Annotated in this window: 16 protein-coding genes and 1 pseudogene; 15 read left to right on the top strand and 2 right to left on the bottom strand. The window is 41.8% G+C overall.

Going from position 1 to position 16,877, the window contains the following annotated elements:
- Positions 1–15: 15 nt before the first annotated feature.
- The 5 genes and pseudogenes from R7E51_RS24090 to R7E51_RS00355 all read left to right on the top strand — a co-directional run.
- Positions 16–463, top strand: a pseudogene (locus tag R7E51_RS24090) (DUF4150 domain-containing protein); the annotation flags it as partial.
- A 1,022-nt stretch (positions 464–1,485) separates the two neighbouring features.
- On the top strand, positions 1,486–3,642 hold the full coding sequence (locus R7E51_RS00370) for a hypothetical protein (RefSeq protein ID WP_005386124.1): 2,157 nt from the start codon (positions 1,486–1,488) through the stop codon (positions 3,640–3,642).
- The gene (locus R7E51_RS00365) at positions 3,635–4,393 is read left to right on the top strand and encodes a hypothetical protein (RefSeq protein WP_005373345.1); all 759 of its coding nucleotides are present in this window, start codon (positions 3,635–3,637) and stop codon (positions 4,391–4,393) included. The genes R7E51_RS00370 and R7E51_RS00365 overlap by 8 nt, the downstream gene beginning before the upstream one ends.
- Positions 4,394–4,424: 31 nt before the next feature.
- Positions 4,425–4,928 carry a hypothetical protein gene (locus R7E51_RS00360; protein ID WP_005373343.1) on the top strand — a complete coding sequence of 168 codons (504 nt, stop codon included), beginning with the start codon at positions 4,425–4,427 and terminating at the stop codon, positions 4,926–4,928.
- Positions 4,929–5,131: 203 nt separating this feature from the next.
- Positions 5,132–5,542, top strand: a complete 411-nt coding sequence (locus R7E51_RS00355; RefSeq protein WP_005373341.1) for a hypothetical protein — start codon at positions 5,132–5,134, stop codon at positions 5,540–5,542.
- Positions 5,543–5,656: 114 nt separating this feature from the next.
- Here the strand turns inward: R7E51_RS00355 and R7E51_RS00350 are convergent, their stop codons facing one another.
- Complete coding sequence (locus R7E51_RS00350) at positions 5,657–6,793, bottom strand: multidrug effflux MFS transporter (protein WP_005373339.1); 1,137 nt, start codon at positions 6,791–6,793, stop codon at positions 5,657–5,659.
- Between the two features lie 99 nt (positions 6,794–6,892).
- Between R7E51_RS00350 and R7E51_RS00345 the strand changes: the two genes are divergently transcribed.
- Positions 6,893–7,666 (top strand): AraC family transcriptional regulator, encoded by a 774-nt coding sequence (locus R7E51_RS00345; RefSeq protein ID WP_017633708.1) that lies wholly within the window; start codon positions 6,893–6,895, stop codon positions 7,664–7,666.
- A gap of 90 nt (positions 7,667–7,756) precedes the next feature.
- On the opposite strand, the gene R7E51_RS00340 is transcribed toward R7E51_RS00345, so the two are convergent.
- Positions 7,757–8,665 carry a LysR family transcriptional regulator gene (locus tag R7E51_RS00340; RefSeq protein WP_005373334.1) on the bottom strand — a complete coding sequence of 303 codons (909 nt, stop codon included), beginning with the start codon at positions 8,663–8,665 and terminating at the stop codon, positions 7,757–7,759.
- A gap of 135 nt (positions 8,666–8,800) precedes the next feature.
- Between R7E51_RS00340 and R7E51_RS00335 the strand changes: the two genes are divergently transcribed.
- From R7E51_RS00335 to mnhG, 9 genes are all read left to right on the top strand, one after another.
- Positions 8,801–9,520 carry an SDR family oxidoreductase gene (locus tag R7E51_RS00335; protein WP_005373333.1) on the top strand — a complete coding sequence of 240 codons (720 nt, stop codon included), beginning with the start codon at positions 8,801–8,803 and terminating at the stop codon, positions 9,518–9,520.
- A 393-nt stretch (positions 9,521–9,913) separates the two neighbouring features.
- Positions 9,914–10,849, top strand: coding sequence for a universal stress protein (locus tag R7E51_RS00330; RefSeq protein ID WP_005373330.1), 936 nt, complete (start codon positions 9,914–9,916; stop codon positions 10,847–10,849).
- A 109-nt stretch (positions 10,850–10,958) separates the two neighbouring features.
- Complete coding sequence (locus R7E51_RS00325) at positions 10,959–11,150, top strand: hypothetical protein (protein ID WP_005373328.1); 192 nt, start codon at positions 10,959–10,961, stop codon at positions 11,148–11,150.
- Positions 11,151–11,314: 164 nt separating this feature from the next.
- The gene (gene mbhE / locus R7E51_RS00320; RefSeq protein ID WP_104980549.1) at positions 11,315–13,984 is read left to right on the top strand and encodes a hydrogen gas-evolving membrane-bound hydrogenase subunit E; all 2,670 of its coding nucleotides are present in this window, start codon (positions 11,315–11,317) and stop codon (positions 13,982–13,984) included.
- A complete protein-coding gene (locus R7E51_RS00315; RefSeq protein ID WP_017633704.1) occupies positions 13,984–14,337 on the top strand; it encodes a Na+/H+ antiporter subunit C in 354 nt (117 codons plus the stop codon). The genes mbhE and R7E51_RS00315 overlap by 1 nt, the downstream gene beginning before the upstream one ends.
- Positions 14,334–15,830, top strand: coding sequence for a Na+/H+ antiporter subunit D (locus tag R7E51_RS00310; protein ID WP_206957773.1), 1,497 nt, complete (start codon positions 14,334–14,336; stop codon positions 15,828–15,830). Before R7E51_RS00315 ends, R7E51_RS00310 begins: the two co-directional genes overlap by 4 nt.
- Entirely contained in the window at positions 15,827–16,303 is a 477-nt protein-coding gene (locus R7E51_RS00305) for a Na+/H+ antiporter subunit E (RefSeq protein WP_104976188.1), read from the top strand. The genes R7E51_RS00310 and R7E51_RS00305 overlap by 4 nt, the downstream gene beginning before the upstream one ends.
- Entirely contained in the window at positions 16,296–16,574 is a 279-nt protein-coding gene (locus tag R7E51_RS00300; protein WP_005373317.1) for a cation:proton antiporter, read from the top strand. Before R7E51_RS00305 ends, R7E51_RS00300 begins: the two co-directional genes overlap by 8 nt.
- Positions 16,574–16,867, top strand: coding sequence for a monovalent cation/H(+) antiporter subunit G (gene mnhG / locus R7E51_RS00295; RefSeq protein WP_005373314.1), 294 nt, complete (start codon positions 16,574–16,576; stop codon positions 16,865–16,867). Before R7E51_RS00300 ends, mnhG begins: the two co-directional genes overlap by 1 nt.
- The last annotated feature ends 10 nt before the right edge of the window (positions 16,868–16,877 follow it).

Here is a 16,877-nt window from a genome sequence, read left to right as displayed (position 1 = left end):
TCAAATGGATTGGTTATGGGCGTAACAGTTGGTGCGAATGGACTTTCGATAGTTCATAAAGGCTCAGGTGGTGAAGCGAATGCAACGCTCCCAGATGTTTGTTTAACTAAGGTCGGCAAGCCAGTCGTCCCTATCCCTTATGGCAACAATGCTAAATCAGCAGACCTTGCTGGTGGGACTACGACAGTCTCTATGGATGGCGGTAACAGTGTCGCTATCAAGGGCAGTACGTTCTCAAAAAGTACCGGCGATGCGGGCGGTGACAGAAAAGGCGTTTCCTCTGGCACGATAGAAGCTGAAGCAAAATTCATTTCAGCCTCACCAACGGTTAAATTTGAAGGTAAGGGCGTATGTCGCCTGTCCGATCAAATGACCATGAACAAAGCCAACACTGTGTGTCTTGGCGGCGCACAAAACCCATCGGTTTCTGTGAGTGAAGAGCAGGAAGGGACGTATACGCTGGATATAGAATGCAAATATCCAAATGGGCTCCCTTACTCTAATGCACAATTTTCTTTAGTCGAACCTTCAGGTGCTGTCATTGGGAGTGGAGTGCTGGATTCTAGCGGAAAAGCATCTGTTAATGGTCTCGCTCTAAAAGAATGCAGGTTAGTGCTCAGCGAAACTCAAGACTCTTACACCCCGAACCAATCTTTAGCTGAAAATATTGTTACGGAAACTTACCCTGATCCGAATGATTTTTGTACGTTTGTAGCAGGTCGCCGCTCGCCATTTTGGGAAGATCGTGTTGGGGTTGCTAATGACTGGGGCATATTGATGTCCCCATCCTTCAGTGATGATGACTTTAAAGATATTGTGTTAGAGCAAAGCCGTATATCGTCTCCTTATGCGATTAGTCAAAATCACTCTAAAGATTTTTCTGATGCTTATGTTTCGGCACTTTATCACATCCAAACTGATACTACTGCGCTAGAGAAATATGAACCTTTAGTTGAACTGCTCTTGGAGCAAGTGCACGAAAATGGCGATATATTGAGAGTCTTATATCAAGCTGATGTGTTTGAGCCTCCCTATGAATTATTAGCGAAGCTTCGCTTTTTAGGGACTGGGAATACTGTGAAGTATTTGCAGTTTGTTTTATGGACGTTGATAAACAATCAAATCTGTTCATACATCGATGAGCTAAACAGTGAAATCATCGGTCGTTTAGATTTCATACAAAGCCAAGCTTCTGCAAGATCGTTGAGTTCTGTTGAAGAGGGTATAAACGGTTATAAAAAAGCACTTAACCACTTCAAACAAGCACTTCCTGACGTCATTAGCCAAATTTTCGAAACCAAAAATGACACCCTAATTTCTATATCGGCAATGGCCCTTGGGAGTACCGTTAACATAGCGAGCCAATCTAGCTTTGCTACTAATTTAGGTAGGGTTAATGCGGTGGTGTACACGAAGTCAAACAACTTGAACCGCCCATCATTTGTCACTTTTGACGATAACTTTTCTGACTAGGACATTTAAATCATGGATGCAGTTTTTCCGATAGCGCAACGAGAAGGTGACGCTTACTACACGCTCAGTGATTTTACGAAATTGTTTGATCAAGCTAAGAGCGGTCGTTATTTAATAGGACAAGGGTACGGTTGGCATAGTGGCATTCACTTAACATCAAAAATGTTACCGTGGGGGAAAGGGCTCAGACCTATTCAAGCGATGCTTGATGGAAAAATAGTGGCATTTCGCATAAATCCTGATTACCTAACATCAACGTACCAAGAGCAAGAGTTTAAGTATAGTAATAACTTTGTGCTTATCGAGCATGAGGCTGTAAACCCCGAAGATAATGAAGATGTATTTAAGTTCTATACACTTTATATGCACCTTGCGCCACCTTCAGATATTGGCGCCAATTCATCTATAACCACGCGTTACCGTTTACAAGAAGCGAGAAATGTACGCACTTTCAAACATAGTGATGTGCCTACTAATTCTGGTGAAAAAAAACAGTCGATGTCTAAAGGAACATTACTTGAATACCTGTATGCAGAAGAGAAGGAGACCCATCCATACCAGATCGACAAAAATACCTACAAAATGATAAAGTGCCGTGTGGTAGAGAATGGTAAATCGGCAAGTGGTAGCGAAAAAGCACTGTTAAACAAGATTGTTTGGTTTGCTTCGGGTCTCAATAGTGACTTTGACATTTTAGAAGATTCCTCTGCTGTCCTATCAGAACCAGTTTCAGAACCTAAATGGATGTCGGACAAGGCGGCAATGATTAGGGACGGTAGTGTGGTTTCTTTACTCCCACTCCTATTTAGAGAGGGGATAAAGGTTTCAGCTGGGGAAGATATCGGTTACATGGGACTGCATGAGTACAGTAACGATGCAATTGGGACTAAGAAAGAAGATAATCGTGTGCATATCGAGATGTTCTCTTTTGAGGAGCCGCCCGAATTTTTCAAAAAACAGATTTCTCCCAAAAATGCGGAAGAAAATCCACTTGTTGTTCTCGATGGGGCCGATAGTAGCGGTGCCGTTGATATGAGTAATTCGTTTATTCAGCAATTACTTGAATCTGTGACAGAAGATCAAGTAACGGACTTCTCCTCGTTCACTGCTCGCGATGCCAAAGTATACTTAGACGGTAAGCGTAAACACTTTGAGCGATTTATTGTGAAACATCCTACAGATTGGCATACAGAGTCGTCACAAAGTCTTTATGAATCAATCCATCAGACCGCAAAGGAAGCTCTAGATATTAAGTGCTCCGCTGGTTTTGTGACTATAGAGGACTACCGTAACTCCCCATGGCGCGATCAAGTGATGGATAGCTTTGATCTTTTCTCGCAATTCGAACTGGAAAGAGCAGATAAGTTCTCATGGATGCAAGATTTACAAGGTGATTTGCAACTAAGCGATGATAAGAGCCTTTGGCATTATTGGCCTTTTGTAGGAAATCACACCCAAAGTAAATGTTTCTGTAATCGTGATATTTCCAAGAGTTTTTTACTTGAAGTCTTAGGTGGAAAAGAAACTATTTTTGAGAACTCTCATTATGACAGTATGAGAAATGTTTCTTTAGATGAGTTATTAAATAGCTTGAATGACATGTTTAGGACGTATGAAATCGATGATTGTTTGAATAAAATCCACTTTCTGTCTCAAGCATTTCAAGAAAGTGATTTTTTCAAAACGACGGAAGAGTACTATTATAACGGGAAATATCCAGAGAAATGGAATAAGTACAGAGGTGGTGCATTCTATCATGGACGTGGTTTATTACAGATAACACATATAGAAAACTATGCTAAATACTTTGGTGTGAATACTAAAGATCTTACAAAAGAAATGATAGAAAGCGTTGCTAAAGATTTACACACGGCAGTAGATTCTTCAGGGTGGTTTTGGGTAAAAGGTAGTGCTTGGGGAGATATTCGTCCATTCGCTACCAAGAATGATCTATTTCGTGTAACGATCTCAGTAAATGGTGGTTACAATCATTTGTTAGAGAGAAAAAATAACTTATTAAAACTTTCAAAGTTGATTAATTGTAATTCAATATCCGATAACTATGACTTTAGTAAGTTTTATCTTAAGGATAGTTCAATGATCAATAAAAATTACTATAAAAGAAGTAAGAGTGTACATCACAAGCTGGAGTTAATGATAAATGAATAAAATGATTACATTTAGTTTAATCTTTTTATCAACATATTCTTTTGCGGAAAGCAGTATTACGCAAGAGCAAAAATTCACAGAGGCTGAGGGGCCTTTTTGTCAATATTCTCTAAAAGCAAATGGAACTTCATATGATTTTAGCTTTTTTGACTCATGTGGCACAAGCGATTTAATTAAATTGAATGAAGAGCTTTATTTGGTTGACTTGACTAATGGTAATATAAATAGCGAAGCATACTTTATTTTTGACACAGAAAAAAAAGAAGTTCCAAAAGAGATTGGTAGTTTGAACCTTAGTTATGACATTTACGATTATGGTTTTGATATTATCGATCATACATTATTGGACAGAGATAATGGTAAAATAATAAAAAACGCTAATAATAATTATACTGGCGTGTTGTCTTACATTTTCCAGAGAGATAATTTTAATATGAACATACCTAAAGATAGGATTTTGTATTGGAATAGAAATGGAGAAGAGAATTATTGTTCTTCTACAATAGTTTTTTCTGCTAATTATGACGAACATAGGCGAGATGTTTGCTGGAATAGTTTTTCATCAAGATATGAATATGTTGAGATTATTGAAGGTAGAGTAAGTTTAAGGATAAAGGGAGAGTTTGATGGAAGGCAGTTTAAGTTTGATAATAATGGTGAAGAACTGACGATTAATCCATATAATGGAAAGTATAGTACTAACAAAACCAACGAAAAATTCCCTGATGAAGACTATTTTAATATAAAGTGAATATATTGTTTTTATTTTTAATGTAGTTGAAATGCTTAAATTCAATGAAATTTATAAATCAATTGTGATGGTCGGGTTTTCATTTATTGTGTCGTTTTCAAATTTTGTAAGTGCAAGCTGCAACCAAAATTCTGTCATATTTACGTGTGATTTAGAAAATAAAGGTGGCAGTTTGAAAGCTTGCTTTAATCAAGCTGAGAATTCGATGTACTTCGTTGTTGACGAAAATGGGTTGAAAACAGTTTATGCCCCACGAAAGGGGAAGAGTTTAGATAACTATAAATGGATAGATATTTCTCTTGAAGAACCTGAATTCATTCCTTTGAAATTTGAAGTAAATGAAAACAAGAATGCGTACTTTTCATTGACTAGAGGTGGTGGACGGTTGAGTGTCGTTGCTAGCTTCGTTGACATGATTGAAGATGAAAATGCTGTTGAGTACTACTGTGAATTGGGAACTGAAACAGCTCTGGATCCCAACGTTAGATTAAAAATAAAACACGTAAAGCCTAATGAGTTTGAAGCTTGGGGTTAAATAGCAATAGATTCCGGTGAGAGCCTAAATAAAATTCATTGTAATAAAAAGTTAGCTTTTCTAGAAAATCTACTCGAGACGTTTGGATAAGAAATGTTCAGATAAAAAGCGCCGAAAGACGCTTTTTATTTTCTTTAAAATAAAGTATGGTCTCCCTCCTTTTAAAATGGTAAGTGTTGAATAATTCAACAGTGGTTAGGTAAATGAATAAAATAACTAAACTCGCTTTGGCTTTGTCCGTATTGACATCTGTTGTTGGGTGTCAACTGGTCTCAAATACGCCGATGCAATCGACAGCAACGAAGGAAATAATTGAAAAAGCAAAGACAGAGTTTGATGGACAACGTTTTTATAAGTTGAATGAATATGATGAAGAAATCAACGTTTCAGATGACGGGGTCATTACCTTCAAGTCTTACTTACCACGCAGCGGCGGCTATGAATGGGTACCAATTGTTATACGCGATACTAGTTTTCGTGTTTCTTGCGATTATTTCAGTGAATATGTTGAAGCTGGAATGGTTGTTCAGGTTCAGTTTGTAGGTAAACGCGGGCGCATTGAAAATTACGACAAGCAACGTTGTGAAGAGTTTGGCGAGCCAACATGGCAATAAGATCTATGGATAATTAAAGCGCCGACAGGCGCTTTTTATTTACGTTTTAGTTAACCGTTAGAAAAGATGTAGACCAATCTTCGGAAGATTAGGCAAGCAATGCGTAGTATCTGGTCACAAGTTGGTATGAACTTGCCTTTTAGAAAACGCTAATAAAATCGCTAAACAGCTACATGCTAATAGAACGACACCTAAGTTTTGTGCTGTTCCAGCCATCGCTAATCCCGTCCCGATCATGATGTAGTACATGAGCCCAAATAAAGCGCCTGCGCTACCTACCTGTTGTTTATAATCAACGAGTGCGTCACTGAGTATATTGGGTATCGCAATCCCATAAGACATGACGACTAACACCATTGGAGCAACAAACCAGATTGATTGGCTCAGAATCAACACACCGACTGATCCCAAACTAAGCAATACTGCTGAGAGCCAAAGTAGTTGGCTTTTTCGAACATTTTTAGACACTAGGGATTTGTTTAAACAACTCCCAAGCAGAGTGCCTAACCCCAGTACCATGCCACTGTATCCAAATTGTTCGGAGTTATACCCAAGTACCGAGAAAGTAAATGCGCCAAGCTGGTAATAAGAAAATAGAGCAATGTTATACAAAGCAACCAGTAATCCTGAGCGCCAAATTCGCGCGTCTCTTACCATTTTCCAGCTAAGTTGATGCAACCGTACTGGTGTCTGTTCCTTCTGTGTTTCAGGAAGCTTAATAACGTTGTAAGCGAGCAATACTAACGCGATTAAAAACAAGGCAAAAAACACATAACGGTATCCACCAAGCGCTGTAAGCTGCCCGCCTAATAGCATGCCAACTACCGGGCTGATTGATATACCCATCCCCATTAAGCTAAAGACTTTACTCAGTTCTTGACCGTCAAACGCGTCACGAAGCATGGTCTGTGTGACAACGGATCCTACCGCGATACCAAATGCGCTTAGGGCTCGCGCGGTCATGACAACAGCAAAGCTTTCGGTTTGAGTTGCGAGTAAAGATGCGCAGCCATAGATAAAGAGCCCAATAAGCATGGTGGGCCTTCTTCCCAGTTTATCTGCGAGAACTCCCCAAACTACAACGCCAATGGCAAAAGCTAGGAAGTAAATCGACAATGTTTGGGCTGCTTGTGCGTGGTTTACATCAAATGAAAGAGCGATTGAGCTCAGCGCTGGGCTATAAATAGTTTCTACAATTTGCGGAAACATCAACATAACCAGCATGAGCCATAAAGAGGGCTTAGTATTCATATTGTTACCCATCGTTAATGAAGTTGGCGGGCAGTATAAATGAGGCTATGATTGATCTAATAACAACATAAAAACCAAATACATCAACATTCGGACAAAATGGCGCTTATTAACGAAAAAACACAATTTGATGCAGACAAAATTTCTAATTGTGTAGTGGGAATTGCTGCGGATATTGGCAAGCACGACTCAGGTATGCATATGCACAAGAAAGGGCAGTTATTGTACGCACCTCAAGGTTGTATGAGTTTTGCTCTGGAAGACTCGATTTGTATTTTGCCACCGACAAAGGCGGTTTGGATCCCACCTAATACGCCGCATCGCGCACTAATGACGAATGTGGTGGCGTACCGATCTTTGTATTTTGATTGTGAGGAGTTTGCCTGTCCGAGTAAGATCACGATGATAGAAGTGAATAATTTACTCCAAGCTCTTATTGATAAAATGTCATTTTGGGAGTGGGATAAGCCTAGCAGCGAGATGGTAAATACGACGGCGCTTTTTTGGGAGGAGTTTTATGCTGCGAAACGTTATTCGTTTCAGTTGCCTTTGCCATCACATCGGCGCTTAACAACGTTTCGTCGAGAGTTGGTTGAACCTTCATTTCTAGCTCCTTCGCTTACTACTCTTGCAAGCAAAGTTGGGGCAAGCACCAAGACGGTAACACGATTATTTAAGTCGGAAACGGGAATGAACTATCAAGATTGGCGGCAACAGTGGAGGCTTTTAAAAGCAGTTGAATTGTTATCAACGGGCATGCCAGTCAGCGCAGTTGCCGATTGGCTGGAGTTTTCGTCAGACAGTGCTTTTATTGCATTTTTCAAAAAGCAAACTGGACAAACACCTCTGACGTTTATGAAAACCAAGCCTTAAGCGTCAAAATGCTCACACTCTTTCTAGAACAAACCCCAGGTTCACAGGCTCAGCCTATAAAGCATACATAGACAGGTACCAACGTGCAGGTTACTTGTCTTTACTCTGCAGTTTGCGAAAGTATTGCGTAGTAAAATCAACAAAGGCTCGGATGCGTTTTGGTTGATGTCGGTCGTGATGATAAAGGAGTGAAAATTCCACACTCGGAATGCTCCAATTAGTAAACACTTCTTTTAGCTTGCCTGTCTGGAGTTCTTGTTGACAATAAAGTGCTGGCACACGGATGATGCCATTTCCCGCCAAGGCTGCTTTTATCATTACTCTGCCACTCTTACATCGTAACTGTCCACGTATCTGGTGTTCCGTTGACTGCTTTGTATTCGTGTTCTCAAATGCCCACCGTGTCACACTACCTGTCAAACAAACGTGTTTTTCTAAGTCCTTTGGATGAGAAGGATAGCCATATGTTTCTAAATAGTTTGGGCTTGCGTATGTCCCCATTTCCACATCGATCAGTTTGCGAGCGATAAAGTTGGAGTCGTCTAACTTTCCCATTCGAAAAGCGATATCGAATTCATCCGCGATTAAATCGACACGATGGCTACTAAAATCTAAGTTAATGCTCACTTGTGGGTGTTGGATTAGAAATTGAGCAACGATATCTGCGACAACGTCTTCTCCTAAATAGCCCCCCACACAGTTGATACGAATGTCACCTCTTAAGTCTTCTACATCATCAACCACTGCCATAACAGCTTGATCAATATTGTGAAGGGCAGTTTCACACTGTTTATACAGAACCTTGCCTGCTTCGGTGAGGTTCAGTGTTCGAGTGGTCCTTTGTAGCAAAGTGACACCAATCTGTTGCTCCAGATTTGTTATTTGACGTGAAACGTGTGAGCGAGAAACGCCAAGTTGCTCTGCTGCTTTCGTGAAGTTTCCTAGTTGAGCGATTAGGACGAAAGAGCGAATATCCGCAAGGTTGATGTGTGTTTGCATGATGACTTCTTCATAATTCAAAAAAGTATTGTTGCAGTATAACAACAGTGTTTCAACTAGGTCGGTATATATCAACAAACAAAGTTTTCTTAAACTTACCGCCACTGATGTAAACCGTTCGATTAAGGATTCAAAATGAAAAAGTTAATTGTTATTACAGGCGCTAGTTCAGGCATTGGTGAAGCGATTGCACGTCACTTCAGTGAACAGGGCCATGCTCTTCTTTTGTTAGCAAGACGTGTAGAACGTTTGGAAGCATTAAACTTACCAAATACGCTTTGTGAAAAGGTAGATGTGACCGACAAAGCTTCTTTTGAGGCTGCAATTGAGAAAGCTGAAGCGTTGTATGGTCCGGTAGATGCACTTGTAAATAACGCAGGCGTTATGCTTCTCGGTCAGATAGATACTCAGGAAGCATCGGAGTGGAAGCGCATGTTTGATGTGAACGTAATTGGTTTGCTCAATGGCATGCAGTCCGTCCTAGCACCTATGAAAGCACGTAACAGTGGTACGATCATTAACATCAGCTCTATCGCGGGCAAGAAAACATTCCCTGATCATGCTGCTTATTGCGGTACCAAATTTGCGGTTCATGCTATTTCTGAAAACGTACGTGAAGAAGTTGCGTCATCGAATGTTCGCGTTACGACGATTGCACCTGGTGCAGTGGAAACGGAATTACTTTCACATACAACGTCTCAAGATATTAAAGATGGCTATGACGCTTGGAAGGTGGATATGGGCGGCGTGTTGGCAGCAGACGACATTGCACGAGCAGTGCTGTTTGCTTATCAGCAACCGCAAGGTGTATGTGTTCGTGAAATTGCTTTGGCACCGACAAAACAACAACCTTAACATTGAGTTACGGCGATTTTAGGTCACTAAAGCCGTAAAACTTTGCATATCGATTCGTGATTGAGATGGCATCTTTAAACTAAGTTGCGTGAAAATTTAGGTCATCCATTTAAATCCGGACACTAAGTGTGTTATTGCTTATACCCAAGTTACTCAAGGTGAGAAAAAACTTTGAGTAATTTGGGTTTTTATTTGGTCTCAATTTTAGGTAGCGGAATTTATTTAGGTCGAAGGCGATAGTTGTGAAGAAAGGAGAGTGTGACGTAAAACAAAATGAAGCAATATCCGTCTCTTAATGAGAATTGATTTCATCAACGTCACAAGCCGTTACAATTATCCGTTAGGTATTATACTTTGTGGGTGGTTAATATTTAACCAAACAAGGAGGTGTGTATGAAACGATTCGCAAACATACTTTTTGCAACACAAGGATTGCCAGGCCATAGTGACGCCCTCGAACAAGCGATGAGGATTGCATCTAGCAACAAAGTGCCTGTCTCAGGGCTAATAGCGTGTCCTGATTTCCCAACAGACATGATCCAGTATCAGCAAAGTTATGAGCAATCGCTGCAAGACTCCCTCAAACAAAGTATTCACGAATACAGACAGAAGCTGGGACTCTCTGAAGAGGATCTCGCATTTCCTCTTACTGTGAAAAGCAGTGAAAAGCCCGCTGTCTGTATTATTCAAGAAGCATTAGCTGATAACAAAGATCTCATCATCAAAGAAGCTGAACCGCTCGGTGAAGGTGCTGAGGGTTTCAAAGCTATTGATATGACTCTGTTACGAAAATGCCCTTGTCCGCTTTGGTTGCACCGACCAATTGATAAGCCAAGAGATAAACGCCGTGTTGCTGTGGCTATCGACCCATTAACGGCAAGCGATGAACAGCACTCATTAGCCGTGCGTTTACTCGAATTATCGCGTTCGATAGCCGACACCTGCGATAGTCGTTTACACGTGATTTCTTGCTGGGAGTATTACTTAGAAAACTACCTTAATGGTAACGCTTGGATTCAAGTCGATGATGCTGAGTTGAAACATGAACTCGATAAGGCAAAAGCCGATCATAAACAAGCTCTGCAACAGCTGTTGGAGGAGTCTGGGATTACAGGTGAAATTGTGATTCACCACCTGCATGGAAAACCCGACGAAAAGATTCCAGATTACGTAGAGAGTATTGAGGTAGACGTGCTGGTAATGGGAACCTTAGCGAGAACTGGTATATCTGGCTATGTCATTGGTAATACGGCTGAAAATATTTTGCAATCGATTAACTGTAGTTTGGTCGCTCTTAAGCCCGATGGTTTTGTCTCACCGATTCAGTAATTGGGGTGTAACAAAGTTGGGTTTAAGTGATGTTTTAGGTAAAGGAGGGAGATGGATCTCTAGAACATGGAATTATCAATGTATCAATAAGTTATCAGAGGAGAGTGACATGAAAAACCTATGCCCGAAATGCCACACAGAAATGATAGAACGTTCGAATGTTTATGTTTGTCCGAGAAATGATATCGGTGACTGCACCTACGATGCATTCGAGTTAGCTGATGACGATAATCCATATACATTCAGCCAAGAACACGTAAGTAGTGACCTACGTTCTTATGCCGTAGCAGACAGCAAATAGCGGTTTGTATCGGCGTTCCTCTAAGTAGCACTCAGTGATTACTGTTTGCTACTTTTCCCTTGGTTTCATGATCGTTTTTGAAGCGCTTGGGCTAAAACAATACAGTGGAGTTTGTCATTTGCGCCGGATAGGGCGTATCTTCTTATAATAACGAATGGGCTGCGATGTTGAATAACATAACGGGTAAAGAAAACCTACCGAAAAACCTAGATAATCAGTTGGTCTTACTGATTTTCCCTGCGCTGCCAGTTTTAATCTTCTCTTTTCTCTTCTATATCTATACTCCTGCAGGCGTGAGCTGGAATGCGGAATGGATACCAAGCCTCGATATCAACCTTAGCTTTAGATTAGATGGTCTTTCATTTCTTTTTGCGGGACTGATCAGTGGGATTGGCGCACTGATTCAAATCTACGCTTTGGCTTATTTACGAGAAAGTGATAGCCGGTTTTCCTTTCATTTGTATCTAACCCTATTCATGCTTGCCATGCTAGGGATTGTGATGAGCGATAACATTCTGTTGTTATTTGTTTTCTGGGAACTCACCACCATCACTTCTTACTTACTGATCGGGTTTAATCACGAAAATAAAACGTCTCGGAAAAACGCCTTGCAGTCGCTGATTGTTACCGGTGCTGGTGGACTAGCGTTGCTAGCTGGTCTTATCTTGCTGGGAGCAATGGCTGGGAGTTATGAGCTAAATACCATTATCGAGCAGGCAGACACTATTGCGCAGCATGAATGGTTTATCCCATCTCTAGTGCTCATACTACTCGGTGCATTTACTAAATCTGCGCAATTCCCGTTTCATTTTTGGCTACCTAACGCGATGGCAGCTCCCACTCCGGTCAGTGCGTATTTACACTCGGCAACAATGGTAAAGGCAGGCATTTACCTATTAGCACGTTTATCGCCAGTTTATGCCCACAGCGAGATCTGGTTTTATGCTTTAGTCATCACTGGGAGTATCACGGCCATTTGGTGCACATTTGTCGCATTAAAACAAACTGACTTGAAGCTGATGCTAGCCTACAGCACGAATGTTGCTTTGGGTAAATTAACATTATTACTAGGTATGGGCACAGATTTGGCCGTTAGTGCGGTATTGATGTTTATTCTCGCTCACTCTTTCTATAAAGCTGCGCTGTTTATGGTGGTGGGTAATATCGACAAAGCGACAGGAACACGAGATATTGATCAATTGTACGGTCTGAAGTCAGTTCTCGTCATCAGCATGGTTGCGGGGAGTTTGGCTGCATTGTCTAAAGCGGGGTTCCCGCCGTTGTTAGGCTTTTTGAGCAAAGAATACATGTACAAATCCGCAGTAGAGCTCAATAACTGGATCGCCTTTGTACTTTTAATCGTGAATATACTGATGGTCGCGCTAACCATTATGCTTATTGCGAGACCATTCTTTGCTCGCCGTGATCTCGTGCCGATTGAAACTAAGCCAGTTGAGACAAAAAAAGCCATGTGGATCTCGCCTTTGCTCTTGGCAGTTGGCAGCCTCCTAGTTCCGTTATTCGGTTTGAATTGGTTAGATCGCAATATTATTTTTCCGGGCTCTGCTGACATTCTGCCCACAGCAACTCTTAAAGAGACATCACTATGGCATGGCGTGAATGTACCGTTAGTGTTAAGCGTTATTACGCTAGCGTTGGGGTATGTGGTGTACCGTGTTTATCCTACTGTGTCTGCATTTTTTCAGCGGTTACATCTATTCGTCCCCAAAGCGGAGAATATTTTTGAACGACTATTAGATGGCATGATGACAGTGGCGAAGTGGCAAACGGCGCGGTTACAGCAAAAGAAATTGAGTCGCTATGTCCTATTATTTTTCACGGTACTTGCCGTTGCGTTACTGAGTCAGGTAGCGCTTATTCCTCTGCCTTTGGTTGGCGAACTTTCAAGTGTCACTTTCTATGAGATTGGTATTGCCTTATTGTTGATTGGTGCTGCGCTCGTATGTACGTTGTCCCACGCAAGACTTCTTGCGATTTCTGCGCTTGGTATGATTGGCTTCATGACCACGCTTGTTTTTATGATTTATAGCGCCCCGGACGTTGCGAAGACTTTACTGTTAGTGGAAACATTAATGGTGGTCTTTCTTGCATTGTTAATGCGTCATATGCCACGTCTAACCACCGTGCCCAAGCATTCAATAAGACGTAAAGTAGCGAATATTTGCATAGCAGGTGTGATAGGAGTTTCGGTTACTTTACTTTTGTTAGGAATCACGTCTCAGCCGATGGACTCTTCGGTGTCAGATTTCTTTGCAGAAAACAGTGTCCCGGGTGGACATGGGCGAAACATTGTTAACGTTATTCTGGTCGACTTTCGCGCATTTGATACATTGGGAGAAGTTGTCGTCGTTGTTATTGCTGGGATTGCGGCAGTGAGCTTGCTTAAGACAAGAGCGAAAAAGCAAAATCGTATCCAATCATTAATTTTTGCAACCACGGCACACATCGTTTCGGCACTCATGCTCGTATTTTCAGTGTATCTGTTGTTACGTGGTCATAACGAACCGGGTGGTGGCTTTATTGGTGCGTTGATTGCCGTTATTGGTTTATCACTTCTCATGTTCGCGGAATCACCGAAATACGTTCGTTCTAGGTTGTATTTCAAACCGTTTCTCATTGCGTTATCTGGCATCGCATTGAGCTTAGTTTCTGGTGCTTTGAGCTTTGCGTTTGATAAACCGTTTTTGACCGGACTGTGGTGGAAAGACGTGATACCACTAGGGACGCCATTGGTTTTTGATGTTGGTGTTTACCTTGCCGTTATAGGTGGCGTGATGGGTATGCTGCTTCGTATTAATGAGGAGCTAGAGTGATGGAAATAGTCTGGAGTGTTGTCGTTGGAGTATTTGTCGCAGCAGGTGTTTATTTAATGCTTGAAAAGCATATCTTGCGCCTTTTGTTCGGCATCATGTTACTCAGTAGTGCGGTTAACCTTGCTATTTTTACCGCTGGAAGGCTGACGCCCGGAGAGCCGCCATTGATTGGCGATAATGCTCTTTTACCACCAGATAGCGCGGCAAATCCTTTACCTCAAGCGCTTATCTTAACTGCGATAGTCATCGGTTTTGGACTACTTATTTTTGCTTTAATGCTGTTCTATCGAGCTTATAAAGACACTGGAACTGCAAACGTCGATGAAATGCAACGTTCTGAGGAGGGTCAATGAGTTCGATTTTGCTTACGTTACCGGTAGTTCTCTCGCTGAGTACGGCGTTGATTATCTTCTTCGTCCGTCGCTCAACAAAAAGTGTTGAGTGGTTGAGCGGTGTAAGTGCGATTTCGAACCTTTTCGTTGCGGGCTTTCTCACAGAAAACATCATAAATAATGGTATTCAAGCCGTTGCTTTTGGTCAGTGGAGTGCGCCATTTGGTATCGTGTTTGTCGCAGATTACCTCAGCGTTGCTATGGTGATGATAACGGCGGTGATTGGTGCGATATGTGTTTTCTACGCGATGGCGGACCTTCACCGAAAGCCCTCCTATAGCAATTACCATGCGCTAATGCACGTGTTGCTTGCTGGCGTTTATGGCGCTTTCCTGACTGGAGATATTTTTAATCTGTATGTTTGGTTTGAGGTCATGCTCATTTCATCATTTGGTTTAATGGTGTTAGATGCAACGAAAACTCAAGTTGATGGTGCAGTAAAGTACGTGATGTTGAACCTGATTTCGACGCTGGTATTCTTACTTGCTATCGGTTTATTGTATGGCGCAACGGGCACCTTGAACTTGGCCGATCTCTACACCAAAGTTGGGGGAAATGAATTGAGCATCAACATGATGCTGTCCGCGCTGTTTTTGTTTGCCTTCTCTATTAAAGCGGCACTCTTTCCTTTATTTGCTTGGTTGCCCGCTTCTTATCACACGTTGCCAAGCGGTGTGGTGGCACTGTTTGCAGCGTTGCTTACTAAAGTCGGTGTATACGCGTTGATAAGAGTCTTCACCTTAGTATTTCCGCTCGCCGAGAGTGGCTGGCAACCGACGTTAATTTGGGTCGCAGGGCTAACCATGTTAACGGGCGTTTTAGGAGCGGCTAGCCAATTCGACATTAAGAAAATTCTTTCTTTTCATATTGTTAGCCAAATAGGCTATATGATCATGGGGTTGGCTATTTACACTCCCTTAGCTTTAGCCGGTGCCATTTTCTACATTGTTCATCACATCATTGTAAAAGCGAATTTGTTCTTAATAGGTGGATTCATCGAGCGCAAATATGGCTCTAGTCAACTTGAACATTTGGGTGGGGTATATAAAGCTATGCCTTGGTTGGCGTTCTTGTTTCTTGTGCCTGCGTTTTCTCTGGCCGGTTTTCCACCGCTATCGGGTTTCTGGGGAAAGCTATTGGTCATCAAGTCGAGCATACAGGCTGAATATTACTGGTTAGCAGGTACCGCGTTATTGGTGGGGTTGCTTACTGTCTACTCGATGACGAAAATTTGGAGTGAGGCATTTTGGAAAAAGCCATTTAGAGAGAAGCCAGAACAGACTCTGCAGGCCAAAGTACATTGGTTGTACTGCGTTCCAATTATTGTATTGACGACGTTGACGCTAATCATTGGCTTAGTGGCGGAGCCTTTTTATCAATTTTCCGTTCAAGCTGCAGAACAACTGTTAAATCCGACTGAATACATCAGAGTGGTGTTAGGAGGAAATGCATGATCTATCTATTCCTCAATTTTTTCTTAGCGTTAGCGTGGATGATGCTTAACGGCAGCTATTCGAGTCTGAATTTTGTTGTCGGATTTACGGTCGGTTTTTTTGCTTTAAGGTTGAGTCAACCATTTGGATTGAAAACGAGCTATTTTCAACGTTTTGCATCTGCATTGAAGTTATTGATGTACTTCGCTTATGAAATGGTTATATCGGTTGCGAAAGTGGTGTGGGACGTCGTGACACCTACTCATTTGAGTCAGCCTGATATCGTTTATGTCCCTCTGGAGGTCGATTCTGATCTAGAAATCACATTACTGGCGAACATGGTTTCTTTAACACCGGGCACGCTTAGTTTGGATGTTACGGCTGATAAAAAGTATCTTATCGTTCATGCCATGTTTGCACCTGAACATGAAGAGGTTATTCGCGGAATTAAAGATGGGTTAGAGCATCGAATTTTGGAGGTGACGCGTGGATAGTTGGCTGCAAATAACGGTCACTTTTGCCTATTCTGGGCTACTACTCAGCTTTGTTATGGCTTTTGCTCGTTTAATTCTAGGACCAACGCTAGCTGATCGAGTGGTGGCGTTAGATCTGATTTCATTTATCACTATCGGATTTATTACGGTTTACACCTTAGACAGCGGTGAGGACGCTCTGTTAGATATCGCCATTACATTAGGTTTGGTCGCATTTCTCGGCACGATCGCATTTGCACGTTTGATCGTTAAAAGAAAGGAGAAAGAATAATGGACGTGTTGATTGGACTATTTTTATGCTTAGGAACATTGTTGACCTTGGTTGCAAGTCTAGGTGTCCTGAGGCTTCCTGATTTGTATACCCGAATGCATGCAGCGACCAAAGCTGGAACTGTCGGAGTGAGCTGCTTGTTATTAGCGGTCGCTTTCTCACTCCCTGAAGTTACCGTGATCTCTCGGGTTATCGGTACGATGTTGTTTATCGTTCTCACTGCGCCAGTCGCCTCCCACCTGCTCGGCAGAGCAATGCGAGAGGTCGGATATAAGATTTGGCGCAATGATTAACCATTAGCGT

It is taken from the genome of Vibrio sp. Vb1166 (assembly GCF_033338695.1).
Classification (GTDB): domain Bacteria; phylum Pseudomonadota; class Gammaproteobacteria; order Enterobacterales; family Vibrionaceae; genus Vibrio; species Vibrio alginolyticus.
This window is presented reverse-complemented; position numbering and strand designations above follow the sequence as displayed.